The following is a 15,613-nucleotide window of genomic DNA, read 5'->3' on the forward strand; positions in this document are numbered from 1 at the left end:
AGCGGGCTGCGGGGCCCGGTAACTCCGCACGTGGGAGGAATGCACCGTCATTCCGTCTCAACCACATTTCAGTAGGAGGTGCTGTTTCAAATGGCACAGAAAATCACTGGTTATATCAAGCTTCAGATCCCGGCCGGCAAGGCAACTCCCGCCCCCCCTGTGGGCCCCGCCCTCGGCCAGCACGGCGTGAATATCCCCGCCTTCACCAAGGAGTTCAACGAGCGCACCAAGAATGAGGCCGGCATGATCATCCCGGTCATCATCACCGTGTACGCTGACCGCTCCTTCAGCTTTGTTACCAAGACCCCTCCCGCCGCGGTCCTCATCAAGAAGGCCTGCAACATCGAGTCCGGCTCCGGTGTGCCCAACAAGACCAAGGTGGCCACCATCAGCAAGGAGGATGTGCGCAAGATCGCGGAGACCAAGATGCCCGACCTGAACGCGTCCAGCATCGAGTCCGCCATGAGCATGATCGCCGGCACCGCCCGCTCCATGGGCGTCGTGGTGGGCGACTAAGCGAAGGAGGGATAAGCAATGTTTAGAGGTAAGAAGTACGTCGAGAGCGCCAAGAAGATCGAGAAGGGCGTTCTCTATGATGCCCCTGAGGCCATGGACCTGGTCGTGAAGACCGCTACCGCCAAGTTCGACGAGACCGTCGAGCTGCACGTGAAGCTGGGCGTTGACTCCCGTCACGCTGACCAGCAGGTCCGCGGCGCCATCGTGCTGCCCCACGGCACCGGCAAGACCCAGCGCGTGCTGGTCTTCGCCAAGGGCGACAAGGCTGAGGCTGCCAAGGAGGCCGGCGCCGACTTCGTGGGCGAGATGGACCTGGTGCAGAAGATCCAGCAGGAGAACTGGTTCGACTACGACGTGGTCGTGGCCAGCCCTGACATGATGGGCGTTGTGGGCCGTCTGGGTAAGGTCCTGGGCCCCAAGGGCCTGATGCCCTCCCCCAAGGCCGGCACCGTCACCCCCGACGTGGCCAAGGCTGTCAAGGAGATCAAGGCCGGTAAGGTCGAGTATCGTCTGGACAAGACCAACATCATCCACTGCCCCATCGGCAAGGTGTCCTTCGGCGCTGAGAAGCTGACCGAGAACTTCAACGCTCTCATGGGCGCGATCATCAAGGCCAAGCCCTCCGCCGCTAAGGGCCAGTATATCCGCAGCTGTGTCACCGCCACCACCATGGGTCCTGGCGTGAAGATCAACAGCGCGAAGCTGGTGTAAGAAGCGCGTAACACCCGGAGCAGGCGCACAGTGTGCCGTAGCGGAGGGTGTGGAGCGTGACAGGGCGGAATGCACCTCTTCGGCGCAATTCCGCAAAAAAAGATCATTTCCGGACAGGTTGTGCTTGACACAGCCTGTCCGGGGTGATATAATAATTCGCGTGTTCAAAGACAGTGGGCATCCGTAAGACCCGCCGAGAATGCAGCAAGTGAAGAGTTTCTCTGTGCTGTTTTCGTGCTTTGGGCATGAGAAGAGCATTTTTTATTTTCTGGAGGTGAATCCCACATGCCTAACGCAAAGGTTCTGAGCGAGAAGCAGGCCATCGTCGCCGAGCTGACCGAGAAGCTGCAGACCGCTTCCAGCGGCGTCCTGGTGGACTATAAGGGCATCACCGTGGCCGAGGATACCGCGCTGCGCGCCGAGTGCCGCAAGAACGAGCTGGACTATGCGGTTGTGAAGAACACTCTGGTGCGCTTCGCTATCGACAACGTGGGGCTGAAGGAAATGGACTCCGTTCTGAACGGTACCACTTCTATGGCCCTGAGCCACGGCGATCCCATCGCGCCCATGCGCGTCATCGCCAAGTTCGCCAAGCAGTTCAATGGCGCCAAGTTCACCATCAAGGCCGGCTTCATGGACGGCAAGGTGCTGAGCCTGGACGAGATCAACGCTCTGGCTGAGCTGCCCTCCAAGGAGGTTCTGCAGGCTCAGGTTCTGGGCACCATGCTGGCTCCCATCACCAGCCTGGCCATCGTCCTGAAGGCCATCTGCGAGCAGAAGGGCGGCTCCGTGGACGCCGCTCCTGCCGAGGAGGCTACCGCCGAATAAGGCGGACACCCGCGATCCCGGGGCTGAGGCCCCAACCCCGTAAGGGAACATATTTTTTGATACTATTGAATTTAGGAGGTATCTTATCATGGCTAGCGAGAAGATCACTGCTTTGATTGAGGAAGTTAAGGGCCTGACCGTTCTGGAGCTGAGCGAGCTCGTTCACGCTCTGGAGGAGGAGTTCGGCGTTTCCGCCGCCGCTATGGCCGCTCCCGCCGCTGGCGGCGCTGCTGCTCCCGCTGCTGAGGAGAAGACCGAGTTCGACGTGGTCCTGGCCGGCTTCGACGCTGCTGCTAAGATCAAGGTCATCAAGGTTGTCCGTGAGATCACCGGCCTGGGCCTGGCTGACGCCAAGGCTATGGTCGAGGGCGCTCCCAAGGCTCTGAAGGAGGGTGTCTCCAAGGACGAGGCCGAGGAGCTGAAGAAGAAGCTGGAAGAGGCCGGCGCCAAGGTGGAGCTGAAGTAAGCTCTTTCCGCTGGATACAGCTGAGAAAAGGACCCGGGGCAAATGCCCCGGGTCCTTTTTGCATTTTGGCGCGAGAGAGAAGAACCGGCGTCGGAGCTTCGCCCATTCGGGCGGCTCCGACGCCGGTTGTCGTTCAGTCAGGCAGGGAATCAGGCAGAGAGCTGCTCCAGACCCTTGTGGATGCGGCGGAGGGTCTCCTCCTTGCCCAGGATGTGGCACAGCTCCACCGCGCCGCCGGGGGTGACGGCCTTGCCGGACAGGGCGGTGCGCACCGGCCACATGATGCGGCCGTTTTTCAGCTCGTGGGCGGCGGCCAGGTTGATGAGGGCGTCGTGGATAGCGTCGTAGGTCCAGTCGGTGATGCCCTCCAGCACGGGCAGCACCAGCTCCAGGGCCTCCTTGGAGTTCTCCACGTTGGTCTTCATCTTCTTGTGGCAGTAGAGCTCGTTGGAGTACTCGGGCAGAGCGTCGAAGAAGTCCACCTGGGGCGCGATGTCCAGCCAGGTGTCGCACCGGGGCTGCACCAGGGGCGCGATGAGCTTCAGGTCAATACCGGGGGTCTTGACGGCCTCCTTCAGGTAGGGCTCGGCGCCCTCGTAGAAGGCCTCGGGGGAGAGGGCCCGCAGATAGTTGGCATTGAAGTACTTCAGCTTCTCAATGTCGAAGATGGCGGGGGACTTGGAGATGCCGCCGATGTCGAACACCTCGGCCAGCTCCTGGAGGGTGAAGAACTCCCGCTCGGCGTACTCGCCCCGGGGAGACCAGCCCAGCAGGGTGACATAGTTCACCACGGCCTCGGACAGGTAGCCCATGGCCAGCAGGTCCTCGTAGGAGGGATCGCCCTTGCGCTTGCTCATCTTGTTGTGCTGATCCCGCATGACGGGGGAGCAGTGGATGTAGGTGGGCACGGTCCAGCCGAAGGCCTCATAGAGAAGGTTGTACTTGGGGGCGGAGGACAGGTACTCGGACCCGCGGACCACATGAGTGATGCCCATCAGGTGGTCGTCGATGACGTTGGCGAAGTTGTAGGTGGGCAGGCCGTCCCGCTTGATGAGCACCTGGTCATCCAGGGTGGAGTTCTCCACGGTGATGTCGCCGAACACGGCGTCGGAGAAGGTGGTGGAGCCCTCGGCGGGGATTTTCTGGCGGATGACGTAGGGCTCACCGGCGGCCACACGGGCCTTGGCCTCCTCCGGGCTCAGGGCGCGGCAGGGGTCGGCGGCACGGTTGAAGTCGCCGGAGTCCTCCTCGGACTGGGTCTTTTCACAGAAGCAGTAGTAGGCGTGGCCCTTCTCCACCAGGAGCTCGGCGTACTTGCCGTAAAAATCCCGGCGCTCAGTCTGGATGTAGGGGCCCACGGGGCCGCCCACGTCGGGACCCTCGTCCCAGTTCAGGCCGCACTTGCGCATGGTGTTGTAGATGACGTCCACCGCATCCTCCACCAGACGGCCCTGGTCGGTGTCCTCGATGCGCAGGAGGAACTTACCGCCGTTGTGGCGGGCAATGAGCCAGGTGTACAGGGCGGTGCGCAGGTTGCCCACGTGCATGTAGCCGGTGGGGGAGGGGGCAAAGCGGGTGCGCACCTCGCCGGTGGGGATGCGCGCCTCCATCTCGTCGAACCATTTCATGTCCAGCATTTCCAAAACTCCTTCAAGCCGCGGTGCGGCGTGTTTTCAACCACACATTATAGAGCCTTTTTGCTCCTTTTACAAGGGGGAGAGCCGAAAAAGCGGGGAGCGATGAGAACCATCGCCCCCCGCGGAGGATTTAGGCCATTTTGGCCTTGATGTCGGAGAGGCGGTTGAGGGCCTCGTACAGGGTCTCGTCCTTCTTGGCGAAGTGGAGGCGCACGATGTTCTGCACGTTCTCCTTGAAGAAGGAGGTGCCGGGCACGGCGGCCACGCCCACCTTGCGGGTCATCTCCTCGCAGAACTCCACGTCGGTCTGCCCCTTCTTGAGGTAGGGCCCGATGTCGGCCAGGACGAAGTAGGTGCCCTGGGGGTCGGTGTAGGGGATGCCGATGTCGTCCAGACCCTTGGTGAAGAGAGCCTTCATGTGGGCGTAGTGGGCGGAGAATTCCTCATAGTAGGAGTCGGGCATCTCCAGACCCACCACGGCGGCCTCCATCAGGGGGGAGGGGGCGCCCACGGTGTTGAAGTCGTGGAACTGCTTGATCTTATCCATGATGGGCTGGGGGGCCAGGGCGTAGCCCAGACGCCAGCCGGTGACCGAGTAGGTCTTGGACAGGGAGGAGCAGGAGATGGTGCGCTCCCGCATGCCGGGCAGGGTGCTCATGTAGACGTGCTCGTGGGGGGCGTAGACGATGTGCTCGTACACCTCGTCCATGATGGCGTACACGTCGTACTTGATACACAGGGAGGCGATGAACTCCAGCTCCTGGCGGGTGAACACCTTGCCGCTGGGGTTGGAGGGGTTGCAGATGAGGATGGCCTTCACGCCCTGCTTGAAGGCGTCCTCCAGCACCGCCCCGTCGAAGTGGAAGTCGGGGGGCGTCAGGGGGACAAAGATCGGCTCGCACCCGGCGAAGAGGATCTGGGCCTGGTAGTTCTCAAAGTAGGGGGAGAAGAGGACCACCTTGTCCCCGGGGTTGGTGACGGCGAAGAGGGTGTCCACCATGGCCTCGGTGGAGCCGATGGTGACCACCATCTCGGTGTCCGGGTCGGGGGCGTAGCCCATGAAGCGCTGGCACTTGCGGGACAGGGCCTGGCGGAAGTTGGGAGCGCCCATGGTGATGGGGTACTGGTGGGGGCCTTCAGAGACCACCTGGGCCAGCCGGTCCAGCATCTCCTTGGGGGGATCGAAGTCAGGGAAGCCCTGGGCCAGGTTGATGGCGTTGTTGGCGATGGCGATGCGGGTCATCCGGCGGATGACGGAATCGGTGAAATACTGGGTAACTTTGCTCAGTTCCTGCATGACGCACCTCGTAGTTTCATTAGGAGTGGATGCCGAGCTCTTCGCCGGTGGCGGGGGCCATACCGGCGGCGGTGAGCACGGCGGTGAGCCGCTCGATGTCGTGGACCCGGAAGATCATGCAGGCGCGGCTGCTGACCTGTCCAAAGACGGAGTACATGTACTCCACGTCCATCTGCTCCTTTGCCAGCACGGCCAGGACCTTGGCCAGGGCGCCGGGCTCATCGGGGACCACCACGGCCACCACCGGCGTCATGGACAGGACGAACCCGTGCTCCAATAGCACGGTGGCCGCCTGCTGGGGCTGGTCCACGATGATGCGCAGCACGCCGTAGTCGCTGGTCTCGGCGATGTGGATGGCCCGCATGTTGATGCCGTTCTGGGACAGGACGGCGGTGATGTCGGCCAGCTGGCCGGCACGGTTCTCCAAAAAGACGGAAATCTGCTGAATGGCCATAATCCTTCTCCTCTCTCAGATCTTGCGCTTGTCGATGACGCGGACCGCCTTGCCCTCGGAGCGGGTGATGGACTTGGGGGCCACCAGGCGCACCTTGGCGTAGATGCCCAGCATGGCCTTGAGGGCGGCGACCATCTGCTTCTCCCGCTGGGCCACCTGGCTCAGCTGGTCGGAGAACATCTCGGGGGTCATCTCCACCTGGACCTCCAGGGTGTCGGAGTTGTTGACCCGGTCCACGATAATCTGGTAGTTGGCCGAGTAGCCCTGCTCCAGCAGCACCGTCTCGATCTGGGACGGGAAGACGTTGACGCCCTTGATGATGAGCATGTCGTCGCTGCGGCCCATGGGCTTGCTCATCTTGATGTGGGTGCGCCCGCAGGGGCAGTCCTCGTGGTGGAGGACGCAGATGTCCCGGGTGCGGTAGCGCAGCAGGGGGAAGGCCTCCTTGGTGATGGAGGTGAACACCAGCTCGCCCTTGGAGCCCTCGGGGAGGACCTCGCCGGTCTCGGGGTCGATGATCTCGGCGATGAAGTGGTCCTCGTTGATGTGCATGCCGTTCTGGGCGGAGCACTCGAAGGCCACGCCGGGGCCGGAGAGCTCGGTGAGGCCGTAGATGTCATAGGCCTTGATGCCCAGGGTGTTCTGGATGTCCCGGCGCATCTCCTGGCTCCAGGCCTCTGCGCCGAAGATGCCGGCTTTCAGGGGGATTTCATCCGGGGTGAGGCCCATCTCCTTCATGGTCTCGCCCAGGTACGCGGCGTAGGAGGGCGTGCAGCACAGAATGGTGGCGTTCAGGTCCCGGATGAACATGATCTGCCGCTCGGTGTTGCCGGAGGAGGTGGGGATGGTGAGACAGCCCACCTTGTGGGACCCGCCGTTGAGGCCTGGGCCGCCGGTGAAGAGGCCGTAGCCGTAGGACACCTGGCACACGTCCTCGTCGGTGCCGCCGGCGGCCACGATGGCCCGGGCGCAGCAGTCCTCCCACAGGTCGATGTCGTGCTGGGTGTAGAAGGCCACCACCCGCTTGCCGGTGGTGCCGGAGGTGGACTGGATGCGCACACAGTCCTTCAGGGGCCGGGCCACCAGGCCGTAGGGGTAGGCCTCCCGCAGGTCGGCCTTGGTGACAAAGGGCAGCTTGTGGAGGTCGTCCACGCCCTTGATGTCCTCGGGGGTGAGGCCTTTCTCCTCCATCTTCTTGCGGTAATAGGGCACGTTGTCCCAGACGTTGCGCACCTGCTTGACCAGGCGCTCATCCTGCCAGGCCCGGATCTGCTCCCGGCTGGCGCACTCGATATCCTTCTGATAATAACGCTCCATGGTTTACCAACTCCTTCTGCGCTCAGGCGTTGCGGCCCAGGTGAAAGGCCTTCCGGTTGAGCTCCAGGTATTTTTCCGGTACGCTGTGGGTGATGGCCTCCTGCCAGTCCTCCTCGGTCAGGTCCTCAAAGTAGCGGGACAGACGGCCCATGAGGACCAGGTTGACGGCCTTGGGGCTCCCGGCCTCCTCGGCCAGGGCCAGGGCGTCGATGGCGTCCACGTTCAGACCCACCCGCTCCATAATGGCGTCCAGATGGTCGGGGTAGTCGGCGGCGCCGGTGATGACGGGCATGGGGTTGATCTGCTGCTGGTTGGTGATGATGCGCCCGCCGGGCTTGAGGAAGGAGGTATAGCGGGCGGCCTCCATCAGCTCGAAGGAGACGATGAAGTCGGCCTGGCCCTCGTCAATGATGGGGGAGTAGACCTTGTCGCCGAAGCGGACGTAGGTGACCACGCTGCCGCCGCGCTGGCTCATGCCGTGGACCTCGGACACCTTGGTGTCGTAGCCCTTAGTGAGGAGGAGACGGCCCAGGAGCTTGCTGGCCAGCAGGGAGCCCTGTCCGCCCACGCCTACGATCATGATGTTTTTCGTCTCCATGTTCAGCCCTCCTGGCCCCGCAGGGCGTCGAATTTGCACAGCTGCTCGCACACGCCGCAGCCCACGCACAGGGTGTCGTCCACCTGCGCCTTGCCGTCCTTAACCGCGATGGCGGGGCAGCCGATCTGCATGCAGGCCTTGCAGCCCACGCACTTGTCCGCATTCACCTTCAAAGGCGGATTGTGCTTGACGTATTTCAGCAGCGCACAGGGACGGCGGGAGATGACCACCGAGGGCTCGTCGGCGGCGAGCTCCTCCTGGATGACCTTCCGGCAGGCGGCCAGGTCATAGGGGTCCACCACCGCCACACGGCGGATGCCCACGGCGTGGCACAGGCTCTCCAGGTCGATCTTGGTGCAGGGGTCGCCCTTCAGGTTGAAGCCGGTGGTGGGGTTCTGCTGGTGGCCGGTCATGCCGGTGATGGAGTTATCCAGAATGATGACGGTGGCGTTGGACTCGTTGTAGGCGATGTTCACCAGGCCCGTGATGCCCGAGTGCATGAAGGTGGAGTCGCCGATGACGGCCACGGTCTTGTGGTCCCACTCATGCCCGGCGGCTTTCAGGAAGCCGTGGATGCCGGACACCGACGCGCCCATGCACAGGGTGGAGTCGATGGCGGCCAGAGGCGGGACCGCGCCCAGGGTGTAGCAGCCGATGTCGCCCAGCACGGTGAGACCCAGCTTGTGCAGGGTGTAGAAGAGGCCGCGGTGGGGGCATCCGGCGCACATCACAGGGGGACGAGCGGGGATGGCCTCGTCCAAAGAGATGGTGGGCACGGGGGCGGCGCCCATGGCCTGGGCCACCTGATTCTGGCTCAGCTCGCCTAGGGGGGAGAAGTGCTCCTTGCCCTCCACGGTGAGGCCCAGATTGCGGCACTCGCCCTCCAGGAAGCCGTCCAGCTCCTCCACCACCACCAGGCGGTCCACAGCGGCGGCGAAATCCCGGACGAGCTTGGCGGGGAGGGGCCAGACCATACCCAGCTTGAGGACCGGGTAGGTGTCGCCCAGGGCCTCCTTCACATACTGGTAGCTGGTGGAGGAGGTGAGGATGCCCACGCTGTGGTCCCGGCCGGGCTCCAGGCGGTTGACGGGCGCGGTCTCAGCCCAAGCGGCCAGATGGGCGGTGCGCTCCTCCACCACGGGGTGGCGGCGCTTGGCGTTGCCGGGCATCATGATGTACTTGGCCCCATCCTTCTCATAGGGCTTGGGGGTGGGTTCCACCCGCTCGCCGGGCTCCACCACGCTCTGGGAGTGGGCGATGCGGGTACACATTTTCAGCAGCACCGGGGTGTCGAACTGCTCGGAGAGGGTGTAGGCCAGCTTGGTAAACTGGAGCGCCTCGGCGCTGTCGCTGGGCTCCAGCATGGGGAGCTTGGCGGCCCGGGCATAGTGGCGGGAGTCCTGCTCGTTCTGGGAGCTGTGCATCCCCGCGTCGTCGGCCACGGCGATGACCAGACCGCCGTTGACGCCGGTGTAGGACAGGGTAAAGAGGGGGTCGGCCGCCACATTGAGCCCCACGTGCTTCATGCCGCAGAAGGAGCGCTTGCCCGCCAGGGACGCGCCGAAGGCGGTCTCCATGGCCACCTTCTCGTTGGGGGCCCACTCGGCGTAGAGCTCGGGGTATTTGGCGGCGTACTCGGTGATTTCAGTACTGGGAGTGCCGGGGTAGCTGGAGACAACGGAGCAGCCGGCCTCATAGAGGCCGCGGGCTACCGCTTCGTTGCCGAGCATGAGAGTTTTCATACATTCTCCTCCTTGTGGGGGCGGGAAAGAAAAAATCCTCTGCAAGAACCGAAGCTCTTGCAGAGGACGAGAATTTCCCGTGGTACCACCTCAATTTGCCGCGCAAGCGCGGCCTCACGGGGTACGGACATACCCCAGGCGCTGTATCGGGCGCGCCCGTCGCTGCTTACTTGGGAGGATCTCCCGTTGGGCAGGCCGCTCGGGAAGGAATTCGAAACGGGGCTCCGCCTGCCTCACACCAGCCGACAGGTCTCTGAAACGGAAGGGGCGTTTCTACTTGGTTCCGTCATCGCGTTGTGTTATGATACCCCTCAACTCTACCACTTTTGTCTGCTAAAGTCAAGGGAGCTTTGTGAAATTTACACGACTCCGGACGATACAGGGGAGCGCGCCTTGTGTCCGGTGTTCAGTTGGAGATCTGCACCTCCACCAGGCGGCCCTGGCAATAGCGCTCCCGGAGCGCGGGCTTTTCGATCTTTCCGGTGGGATTGCGGGGGACAGAGGCGAAGATGATGCGGCGGGGGCGCTTGTAGCGGGGTAGCTCCTGACAGAAGTCGTTGATCTCCTCGGCGGTGCAGGAGGCGCCCTCCTTGAGCTCGATGATAGCGGCGGCGATCTCGCCCAGACGGTGGTCGGGCAGGCCGATGACCGCCACATCCTTGATCTTGTCGTGCCGGCGGAGGAAGTCCTCGATCTGCACGGGGTAGAGGTTCTCGCCGCCGGAGATGATGACGTCCTTTTTGCGGTCCACCAGGTAGTAGAAGCCATCCTCATCCACCTCGGCCATGTCGCCGGTAAAGAGCCAGTCGTCCTTCAGAACCTCGCTGGTGGCCTCGGGGTTCTTGTAGTAGCACAGCATCACGCCGGGGCCCCGGACGCACAGCTCGCCCACCTGGCCCTGGGGGACTTCATCGCCGTGCTCGTCCACCACCTTGGCCTCCCAGAGGTAGCCGGGCTTGCCGATGGCGCCCACCTTGTCGATGTGCTCCACCCCCAGATGGACGCAGCCCGGGCCGATGGACTCGGAGAGGCCGTAGTTGGTGTCATAGGCGTGGTGGGGGAAGATCTTCTTCCAGCGGTGGATGAGGGAGGGGGGCACCGGCTGGGCGCCGATGTGCATGAGCCGCCACTGGTCCAGGTAGTACTCGTTCAGGTCCACCCGTCCGCTCTCGATGGCGTCCAGGATGTCCTGGGCCCAGGGGACCAGGAGCCAGACGATGGTACATTTCTCCTCAGTGACGGTGCGGAGGATCCACTCCGGTGACACGCCCCGGAGGAGCACCGCCTTGCTGCCGCTGAGGAGGGAGCCAAACCAGTGCATCTTGGCGCCCGTGTGGTAGAGGGGCGGGATGCAGAGGAATACGTCGTCCCGGGTCTGGCCGTGGTGGTGCTGCTCGGTGAGGCACGAGGCGAAGAGGGCCCGGTGGTTGTGCAGAATGGCCTTGGGGAAGCCGGTGGTGCCGGAGGAGAAATAAATGGCGGCGTGGTCGTGGGGCTCCAGCAGCACCGGAGGGGCCTCGCAGGAGCAGTAGCTCACCATCTGCCGGTAGTCCTCCGCGAAGGCGGGGAGGGGATTGCCCACGAAGAAGAAGTACTTCACCGCCGTCAGCTGGGGGAGGATGGGCTCCAACCGCCCGGTGAACTCGGGACCGAACACCAGCACCTCCACGTCGGCCAGGTCCAGACAATAGGAGATCTCGTCGGAGGAGTAGCGGAAGTTGAGGGGCACGGCCAGACACCCGGCCTTCAGGATGCCGAAGTAGATGGGCAGCCACTCCAGGCAGTTCATCAGGAGAATGCCCACCTTGGCGCCCCGCTTGATCCCCCGGCTGAGCAGGAGATTGGCGAAACGGTTGGCTTTCTTGTCAAAGTGGCCCCAGCTCATCTCCCGGCGATAGGGGGCGTCGGGGCGGCTGCGCTCGATGAGGCTGAAATCCCGCCAGGTCTTGGCCTCGTCCCGCTCCCGGGAGGGGTTGATCTCCACCAGGGCGATCTCATCCCGGTAGAGGCGTGCATTGCGCTCCAGAAGTTCCGTAATGACCATCGTGATTGGCTCCTTTCTCCGGCTTGCTGCCGCTGCGGCAAAAAAAGAAGTCCTCCGCGGAACGAACGTTCCAGCAGAGGACGAGAAATTCCCGTGGTACCACCTCAGTTTGCCGCCTGCGGCGGCCTCACGGGGCACGGACATGCCCCAGGCGCGGTATCGGGCGCACCCGTCGCTGCCTACTTGGGATTTTGGAAAACCCCGTTGGGCAGGCCGCTCGGGAGGGTATTGGGCCGCCGCACCGCTCCTGCCTTGCACCGTCCGGCAGGTCTCTGAAAGCGGGGAGCGGGGCCTACTTGGCTCCGTCATCGCGTTGCTCCTGTGTTGCCATACACTCTAGCACTTTTAAGCGCTAAAGTCAAGAGCCGTTTTGTGGCCTTTCACAAAAAAACTGCCGCCCCCTTCAAAAGGGGACGGCAGTTTGCCGGATGGGGCTCAGCGGTAGGAGAGCAGATCCTCCACGCCCTTGCGCTTGGGAGCGGCGCCGTTGGGGGCGGCGGGGAAGCCCACGGGGATGAGGGCCATGATCTCCTGGCCCTCGGGGATCTGGAGGTATTCTTCCAGGCCCTTGCGGTCGAAGATACCCAGGATGACACTGCCCAGGCCCAGGTCGTGGGCGGCCAGGGCAAAGGTCTGGGCGGCGATGCCGCAGTCATAGTGCTGCCAGCCGTCCTCGCGGTCGGTGGAGAAGGAGCCGTCCCGCTCGAAGCCGGAGCGGGCCTTCACGAAGGTCTGGACCACCAGGGTCTTGCATCCGCCGATGATGCGGGCGTTGAACTCAGGGACATAGTGGGCGCAGATCTCCGCCAGGACCGCCGGGTCCTCGATGGCGATGTAGCGGCTGATCTGGGTATTTTTCCACGACGGGGCCCAGGACGCCAGCTCCACCACCTGCTCCAGCAGGGCGTGGGGGACCTTCTCGTCGGTGAACTGACGGACGCTGCGGCGCGTCCGGATGGCTTCCTGCAATTCCATAGGAAAAACCTCCTGACATGAGATATACGCTGTAATGGTAATGCCCCGGAGAAAAAAAGTCAAGGTGGCCGTCATAACGGGGGACGGGCCCTCATAGGATGTGCCAGTGATTTCCAAAAGACAGGAGCGTGAAGGGCATGACGAAAGAGAAGGACGAACGGCGGGGAGCCTTTCTGCAGGCGGCGGCGCTGCTGCCCCGGCGTCTGCGGGAGCCGTTGGAGGGGCTGGACGGAGCCATCCAGGCCGACGCGGAGGAGGTGCGCCTCCGGGCGGGCTGGGCCATGACGGTGCTCCTTCCGGACGGGGAGCGGAACGTGCCGGGGGCGGAGGAGGCGCTGCTGCCGGGGGATCTGTCCCTGGTGCTGGAGGTGGCCACCCATGCCTCGGCCCACACGGCCCTGAGCCGGGTGTGCCAGGGCTTTTTCACCCTGGAGGGGGGCCACCGCATGGGCCTGTGCGGCAGTACGGTGGTGGAGAACGGCGAAGTGCGCAATCTGCGCCAGCTCTCCTCCCTGGCCCTGCGGGTGGCCCGGCAGCGCCGGGGGGTGTGTGCGCCGGTGCTGGACGAGCTGCGGCAGGGGGGAGGGCTCCACAGCACCCTCATCCTCTCGCCGCCGGGGGGCGGAAAGACCACCCTCCTGCGGGACCTGATCCGGGCCTGCTCCTCCGGGGAGGGGGGAGCGCCCCTGCGCATGGCGGTGGCCGACGAGCGGGGTGAGGTGGCCGCCCTGTGGGAGGGCATCCCCCAGCTGGACGTGGGGCCCTGTACCGACGTGCTGGAGGGCTGCCCCAAGGCCGAGGGCCTGATGATGCTCCTGCGGGGCATGAATCCCCAGGTGCTCTGCGCCGACGAGATCACCGCCCCGGCGGACCTTGCCGCGCTGGAGACGGCGGCCAACTGCGGGGTGTCCCTGCTGGCCACCGCCCACGGCAGCTCTTTGGATGATCTGTGTCGCCGCCCCCTGTACCGGGATCTCCTGGCGATGGGCATCTTTCAGCGCCTGGTCACCATTTCGGGCCGGGGAACGGCGCGGAAATACGCCGTCACGGACCTGGAGGGTGCACCATGCTGAAGATTCTGGGGGTGCTGCTGCTGGTGGGAAGTGCCGGGACCCTGGGGGTGCTGGCGGCGGCCAAGCTGCAGCGGCGGGTCCATACGCTCCGCGCCGTCATCGGGGCGCTGGAGCTGGCCGAGCGGGAGCTCTCCTTCCGCCTGACCCCCATCCCGGAGCTCTTTGCATCGCTGGAGCGCCGGGCGCAGCCGCCCGCCAGTGTTTGCTTCGGCCGCTGCCTGGGGGAGCTGGACCGGCTGGGGGAGGAGAGCCTGGGAGCGCTCTGGAAGGGCGCGGTGGAGGAGACGCTGGTGGACCTCGCGCCCCGGGACCGGGAGACGCTCTCCGCGCTGGGAGAGGTACTGGGTCGCTACGACGGCGCGGGGCAGCGGGAGGCGCTCTCCCTCGCCCGGGCGGAGCTCAGCCGGGCACTGGAGGGGGCGGAGGCCTACCGGGACAGCCGGGGCCGGATGTACACCGCGCTGGGCCTCACGGCGGGGGCGTTCTGCGCCGTGCTGCTGCTGTGAGGCCGGGAAAGGGGGAAAACGCACATGGACGTGGATCTCATCTTCAAGATCGCCGCCATCGGTATTTTGGTCTCGGTGCTCAACCAGGTCCTCTCCCGCTCGGGCCGGGACGAGCAGGCCACCATGGTCACCCTGACGGGGCTGGTGGTGGTGCTAATGATGGTGGTGCAGGAGATCAGCGCGCTCTTCACCATGGTCAAGGACCTGTTCGGGCTGTGAGCGGCTATGATCGGCATGGAACAGGTGGCGGTGGTGGCGATCGTCGGGGCGCTGTGCGCGGTGGTCATCAAGCCGCACGCCCGGGAGATCGCCCTGGCGGTGTCCCTGTGCGCCGGCGCGGTGATCCTGCTGGGGGTGCTCCAGGCGGCGGGGGAGATCCGGGAGCTCTTTTCCGCCCTGGCGGAGGCGGCGGGACTGGCCCCGGCGGTGCTCTCGCCCATGCTCAAAACGGTGGGCATCTCCATCCTGACCCGCATCACCGCCGCCCTGTGCCGGGACGCGGGGGAGGGGGGCGTGGCCTCCTTCGTGGAGGTGGCGGGCGCCGCTCTGGCCCTGGTGGTCACCGCACCGCTGCTGCGGGCGGTGCTGGACACCCTCTCGGCGCTGCTGTGAAGCTGGCGCTGCTGGTGGCACTGGCTCTTCTGCTGGGTGGACAGGCCCTGGCGGCCTCCCCCGATGCGGTGCAGGAGGCCCAGGCCGAGGCCCTGGATCTGGACGGCCTGGAGCAGGCGGCCCGGGAGCAGTCGGTGGACCTGGCGGTGGGCACCGGACTGGAGGAGGGCCTGGAGAGCCTTCTGGAGCGCTTCGGCAGCCTCATCGGCGGCAGCGTGGGACGGGCGGTGCGCAGCGGGGTACTGCTGCTGGTGACGGCGGCGCTGTGCGGCCTGGCCCGTGAGGTGGGGGAGAGCCTGGGCCAGCCGGGTGGGCTGGACGCGGCGGCCCTCACGGCGGCGGTGGCGGTGACGGCAGTAGCGGTGAGCGATGTGCGCTCCATGGTGGGGCTGGGCCGGGAGGCGCTGGACGGCATGAACCAGTTCTCCCAGGTACTCCTCCCCACCATGGCGGCGGCCGCGGCAGCGGGGGGCGCACCCAGTACGGCGGCAGCCCGGCAGCTGGCCACGGTGCTCTTTTCCGATCTGCTCCTCACCGCCATCGACGAGGTGCTGCTGCCCATGGTGTACGCCTATGTGGCGGTCTGTGCCGCCCACGCGGCCCTGGGTAACGACGGCCTCAAGCGCCTGGCCTCCCTTCTGAAGTGGGGGGTGACCACCGCGCTGACCGCCATTTTGCTGGTGTTCGTGGGCTATCTCACGGTGAGTGGGGCCATCGCGGGCACCGCCGATGCCATGGCCCTCAAGGCGGCGAAGATGACCATCTCCGGCATGGTGCCGGTGGTGGGCGGCATCCTCTCCGACGCGGCGGGGACCCTCCTGGCGGGGGCGGGGGAAG

The 15,613-nt window shown here is 65.0% G+C and carries 17 protein-coding genes and 2 other annotated features; of the genes, 9 read left to right on the top strand and 8 right to left on the bottom strand.

Annotation, left to right across the window (positions count from 1 at the left end):
- Nucleotides 1-90 precede the first annotated feature (90 nt).
- The 4 genes from rplK to rplL all read left to right on the top strand — a co-directional run bounded on the left by rplK (nt 91) and on the right by rplL (nt 2,521).
- Nucleotides 91-516: a 50S ribosomal protein L11 gene (gene rplK, locus B5G43_RS14785; protein ID WP_087262710.1), complete on the top strand. Its 426-nt coding sequence runs from the start codon at nt 91-93 to the stop codon at nt 514-516.
- A gap of 18 nt (nt 517-534) precedes the next feature.
- On the top strand, nt 535-1,227 hold the full coding sequence (rplA, locus tag B5G43_RS14790; RefSeq protein ID WP_087262712.1) for a 50S ribosomal protein L1: 693 nt from the start codon (nt 535-537) through the stop codon (nt 1,225-1,227).
- 285 nt (nt 1,228-1,512) lie between these two features.
- Nucleotides 1,513-2,055 (top strand): 50S ribosomal protein L10, encoded by a 543-nt coding sequence (gene rplJ / locus B5G43_RS14795; protein WP_087262713.1) that lies wholly within the window; start codon nt 1,513-1,515, stop codon nt 2,053-2,055.
- Between the two features lie 88 nt (nt 2,056-2,143).
- Nucleotides 2,144-2,521 (top strand): 50S ribosomal protein L7/L12, encoded by a 378-nt coding sequence (gene rplL, locus B5G43_RS14800; RefSeq protein ID WP_087262714.1) that lies wholly within the window; start codon nt 2,144-2,146, stop codon nt 2,519-2,521.
- A 149-nt stretch (nt 2,522-2,670) separates the two neighbouring features.
- Here rplL and gltX read toward each other — a convergent pair whose 3' ends face one another.
- The 8 genes from gltX to B5G43_RS14840 form a co-directional block, all read right to left on the bottom strand.
- Nucleotides 2,671-4,158: a glutamate--tRNA ligase gene (gltX, locus tag B5G43_RS14805; protein WP_087262716.1), complete on the bottom strand. Its 1,488-nt coding sequence runs from the start codon at nt 4,156-4,158 to the stop codon at nt 2,671-2,673.
- Nucleotides 4,159-4,288: 130 nt separating this feature from the next.
- Entirely contained in the window at nt 4,289-5,455 is a 1,167-nt protein-coding gene (locus tag B5G43_RS14810) for an aminotransferase class I/II-fold pyridoxal phosphate-dependent enzyme (RefSeq protein ID WP_087262718.1), read from the bottom strand.
- A 19-nt stretch (nt 5,456-5,474) separates the two neighbouring features.
- The gene (locus B5G43_RS14815; protein ID WP_087262720.1) at nt 5,475-5,909 is read right to left on the bottom strand and encodes an ACT domain-containing protein; all 435 of its coding nucleotides are present in this window, start codon (nt 5,907-5,909) and stop codon (nt 5,475-5,477) included.
- Between the two features lie 15 nt (nt 5,910-5,924).
- On the bottom strand, nt 5,925-7,226 hold the full coding sequence (locus B5G43_RS14820) for a phenylacetate--CoA ligase (protein ID WP_087262722.1): 1,302 nt from the start codon (nt 7,224-7,226) through the stop codon (nt 5,925-5,927).
- Between the two features lie 22 nt (nt 7,227-7,248).
- Complete coding sequence (locus B5G43_RS14825; protein ID WP_087262724.1) at nt 7,249-7,824, bottom strand: indolepyruvate oxidoreductase subunit beta; 576 nt, start codon at nt 7,822-7,824, stop codon at nt 7,249-7,251.
- Between the two features lie 2 nt (nt 7,825-7,826).
- Nucleotides 7,827-9,566: an indolepyruvate ferredoxin oxidoreductase subunit alpha gene (gene iorA, locus B5G43_RS14830; protein WP_087262726.1), complete on the bottom strand. Its 1,740-nt coding sequence runs from the start codon at nt 9,564-9,566 to the stop codon at nt 7,827-7,829.
- Nucleotides 9,567-9,625: 59 nt separating this feature from the next.
- Nucleotides 9,626-9,865 (bottom strand) — a binding site (T-box leader).
- Nucleotides 9,866-9,972: 107 nt separating this feature from the next.
- The gene (locus tag B5G43_RS14835) at nt 9,973-11,610 is read right to left on the bottom strand and encodes an AMP-binding protein (RefSeq protein WP_087262728.1); all 1,638 of its coding nucleotides are present in this window, start codon (nt 11,608-11,610) and stop codon (nt 9,973-9,975) included.
- Nucleotides 11,611-11,683: 73 nt separating this feature from the next.
- Nucleotides 11,684-11,928: a binding site (T-box leader), on the bottom strand.
- A gap of 117 nt (nt 11,929-12,045) precedes the next feature.
- A complete protein-coding gene (locus B5G43_RS14840; RefSeq protein ID WP_087262729.1) occupies nt 12,046-12,585 on the bottom strand; it encodes a nitroreductase in 540 nt (179 codons plus the stop codon).
- A 137-nt stretch (nt 12,586-12,722) separates the two neighbouring features.
- Between B5G43_RS14840 and B5G43_RS14845 the strand changes: the two genes are divergently transcribed.
- The 5 genes from B5G43_RS14845 to B5G43_RS14865 all read left to right on the top strand — a co-directional run.
- Nucleotides 12,723-13,658 carry a stage III sporulation protein AB gene (locus tag B5G43_RS14845; RefSeq protein ID WP_087262731.1) on the top strand — a complete coding sequence of 312 codons (936 nt, stop codon included), beginning with the start codon at nt 12,723-12,725 and terminating at the stop codon, nt 13,656-13,658.
- Nucleotides 13,652-14,164, top strand: coding sequence for a stage III sporulation protein AB (locus B5G43_RS14850; RefSeq protein WP_087262733.1), 513 nt, complete (start codon nt 13,652-13,654; stop codon nt 14,162-14,164). Before B5G43_RS14845 ends, B5G43_RS14850 begins: the two co-directional genes overlap by 7 nt.
- Before the next feature lie 24 nt (nt 14,165-14,188).
- Entirely contained in the window at nt 14,189-14,383 is a 195-nt protein-coding gene (gene spoIIIAC, locus B5G43_RS14855; protein ID WP_087262735.1) for a stage III sporulation protein AC, read from the top strand.
- Between the two features lie 6 nt (nt 14,384-14,389).
- Nucleotides 14,390-14,776 carry a SpoIIIAC/SpoIIIAD family protein gene (locus B5G43_RS14860; RefSeq protein WP_087262737.1) on the top strand — a complete coding sequence of 129 codons (387 nt, stop codon included), beginning with the start codon at nt 14,390-14,392 and terminating at the stop codon, nt 14,774-14,776.
- Nucleotides 14,773-15,613 (top strand): stage III sporulation protein AE (locus B5G43_RS14865; RefSeq protein WP_087262739.1); only part of this gene is annotated, 841 nt, incomplete at its 3' end. The genes B5G43_RS14860 and B5G43_RS14865, both read left to right, overlap by 4 nt.

This window comes from Flavonifractor sp. An92, assembly GCF_002159175.1.
In the GTDB taxonomy this organism is placed as follows: Bacteria; Bacillota; Clostridia; order Oscillospirales; family Oscillospiraceae; genus Pseudoflavonifractor_A.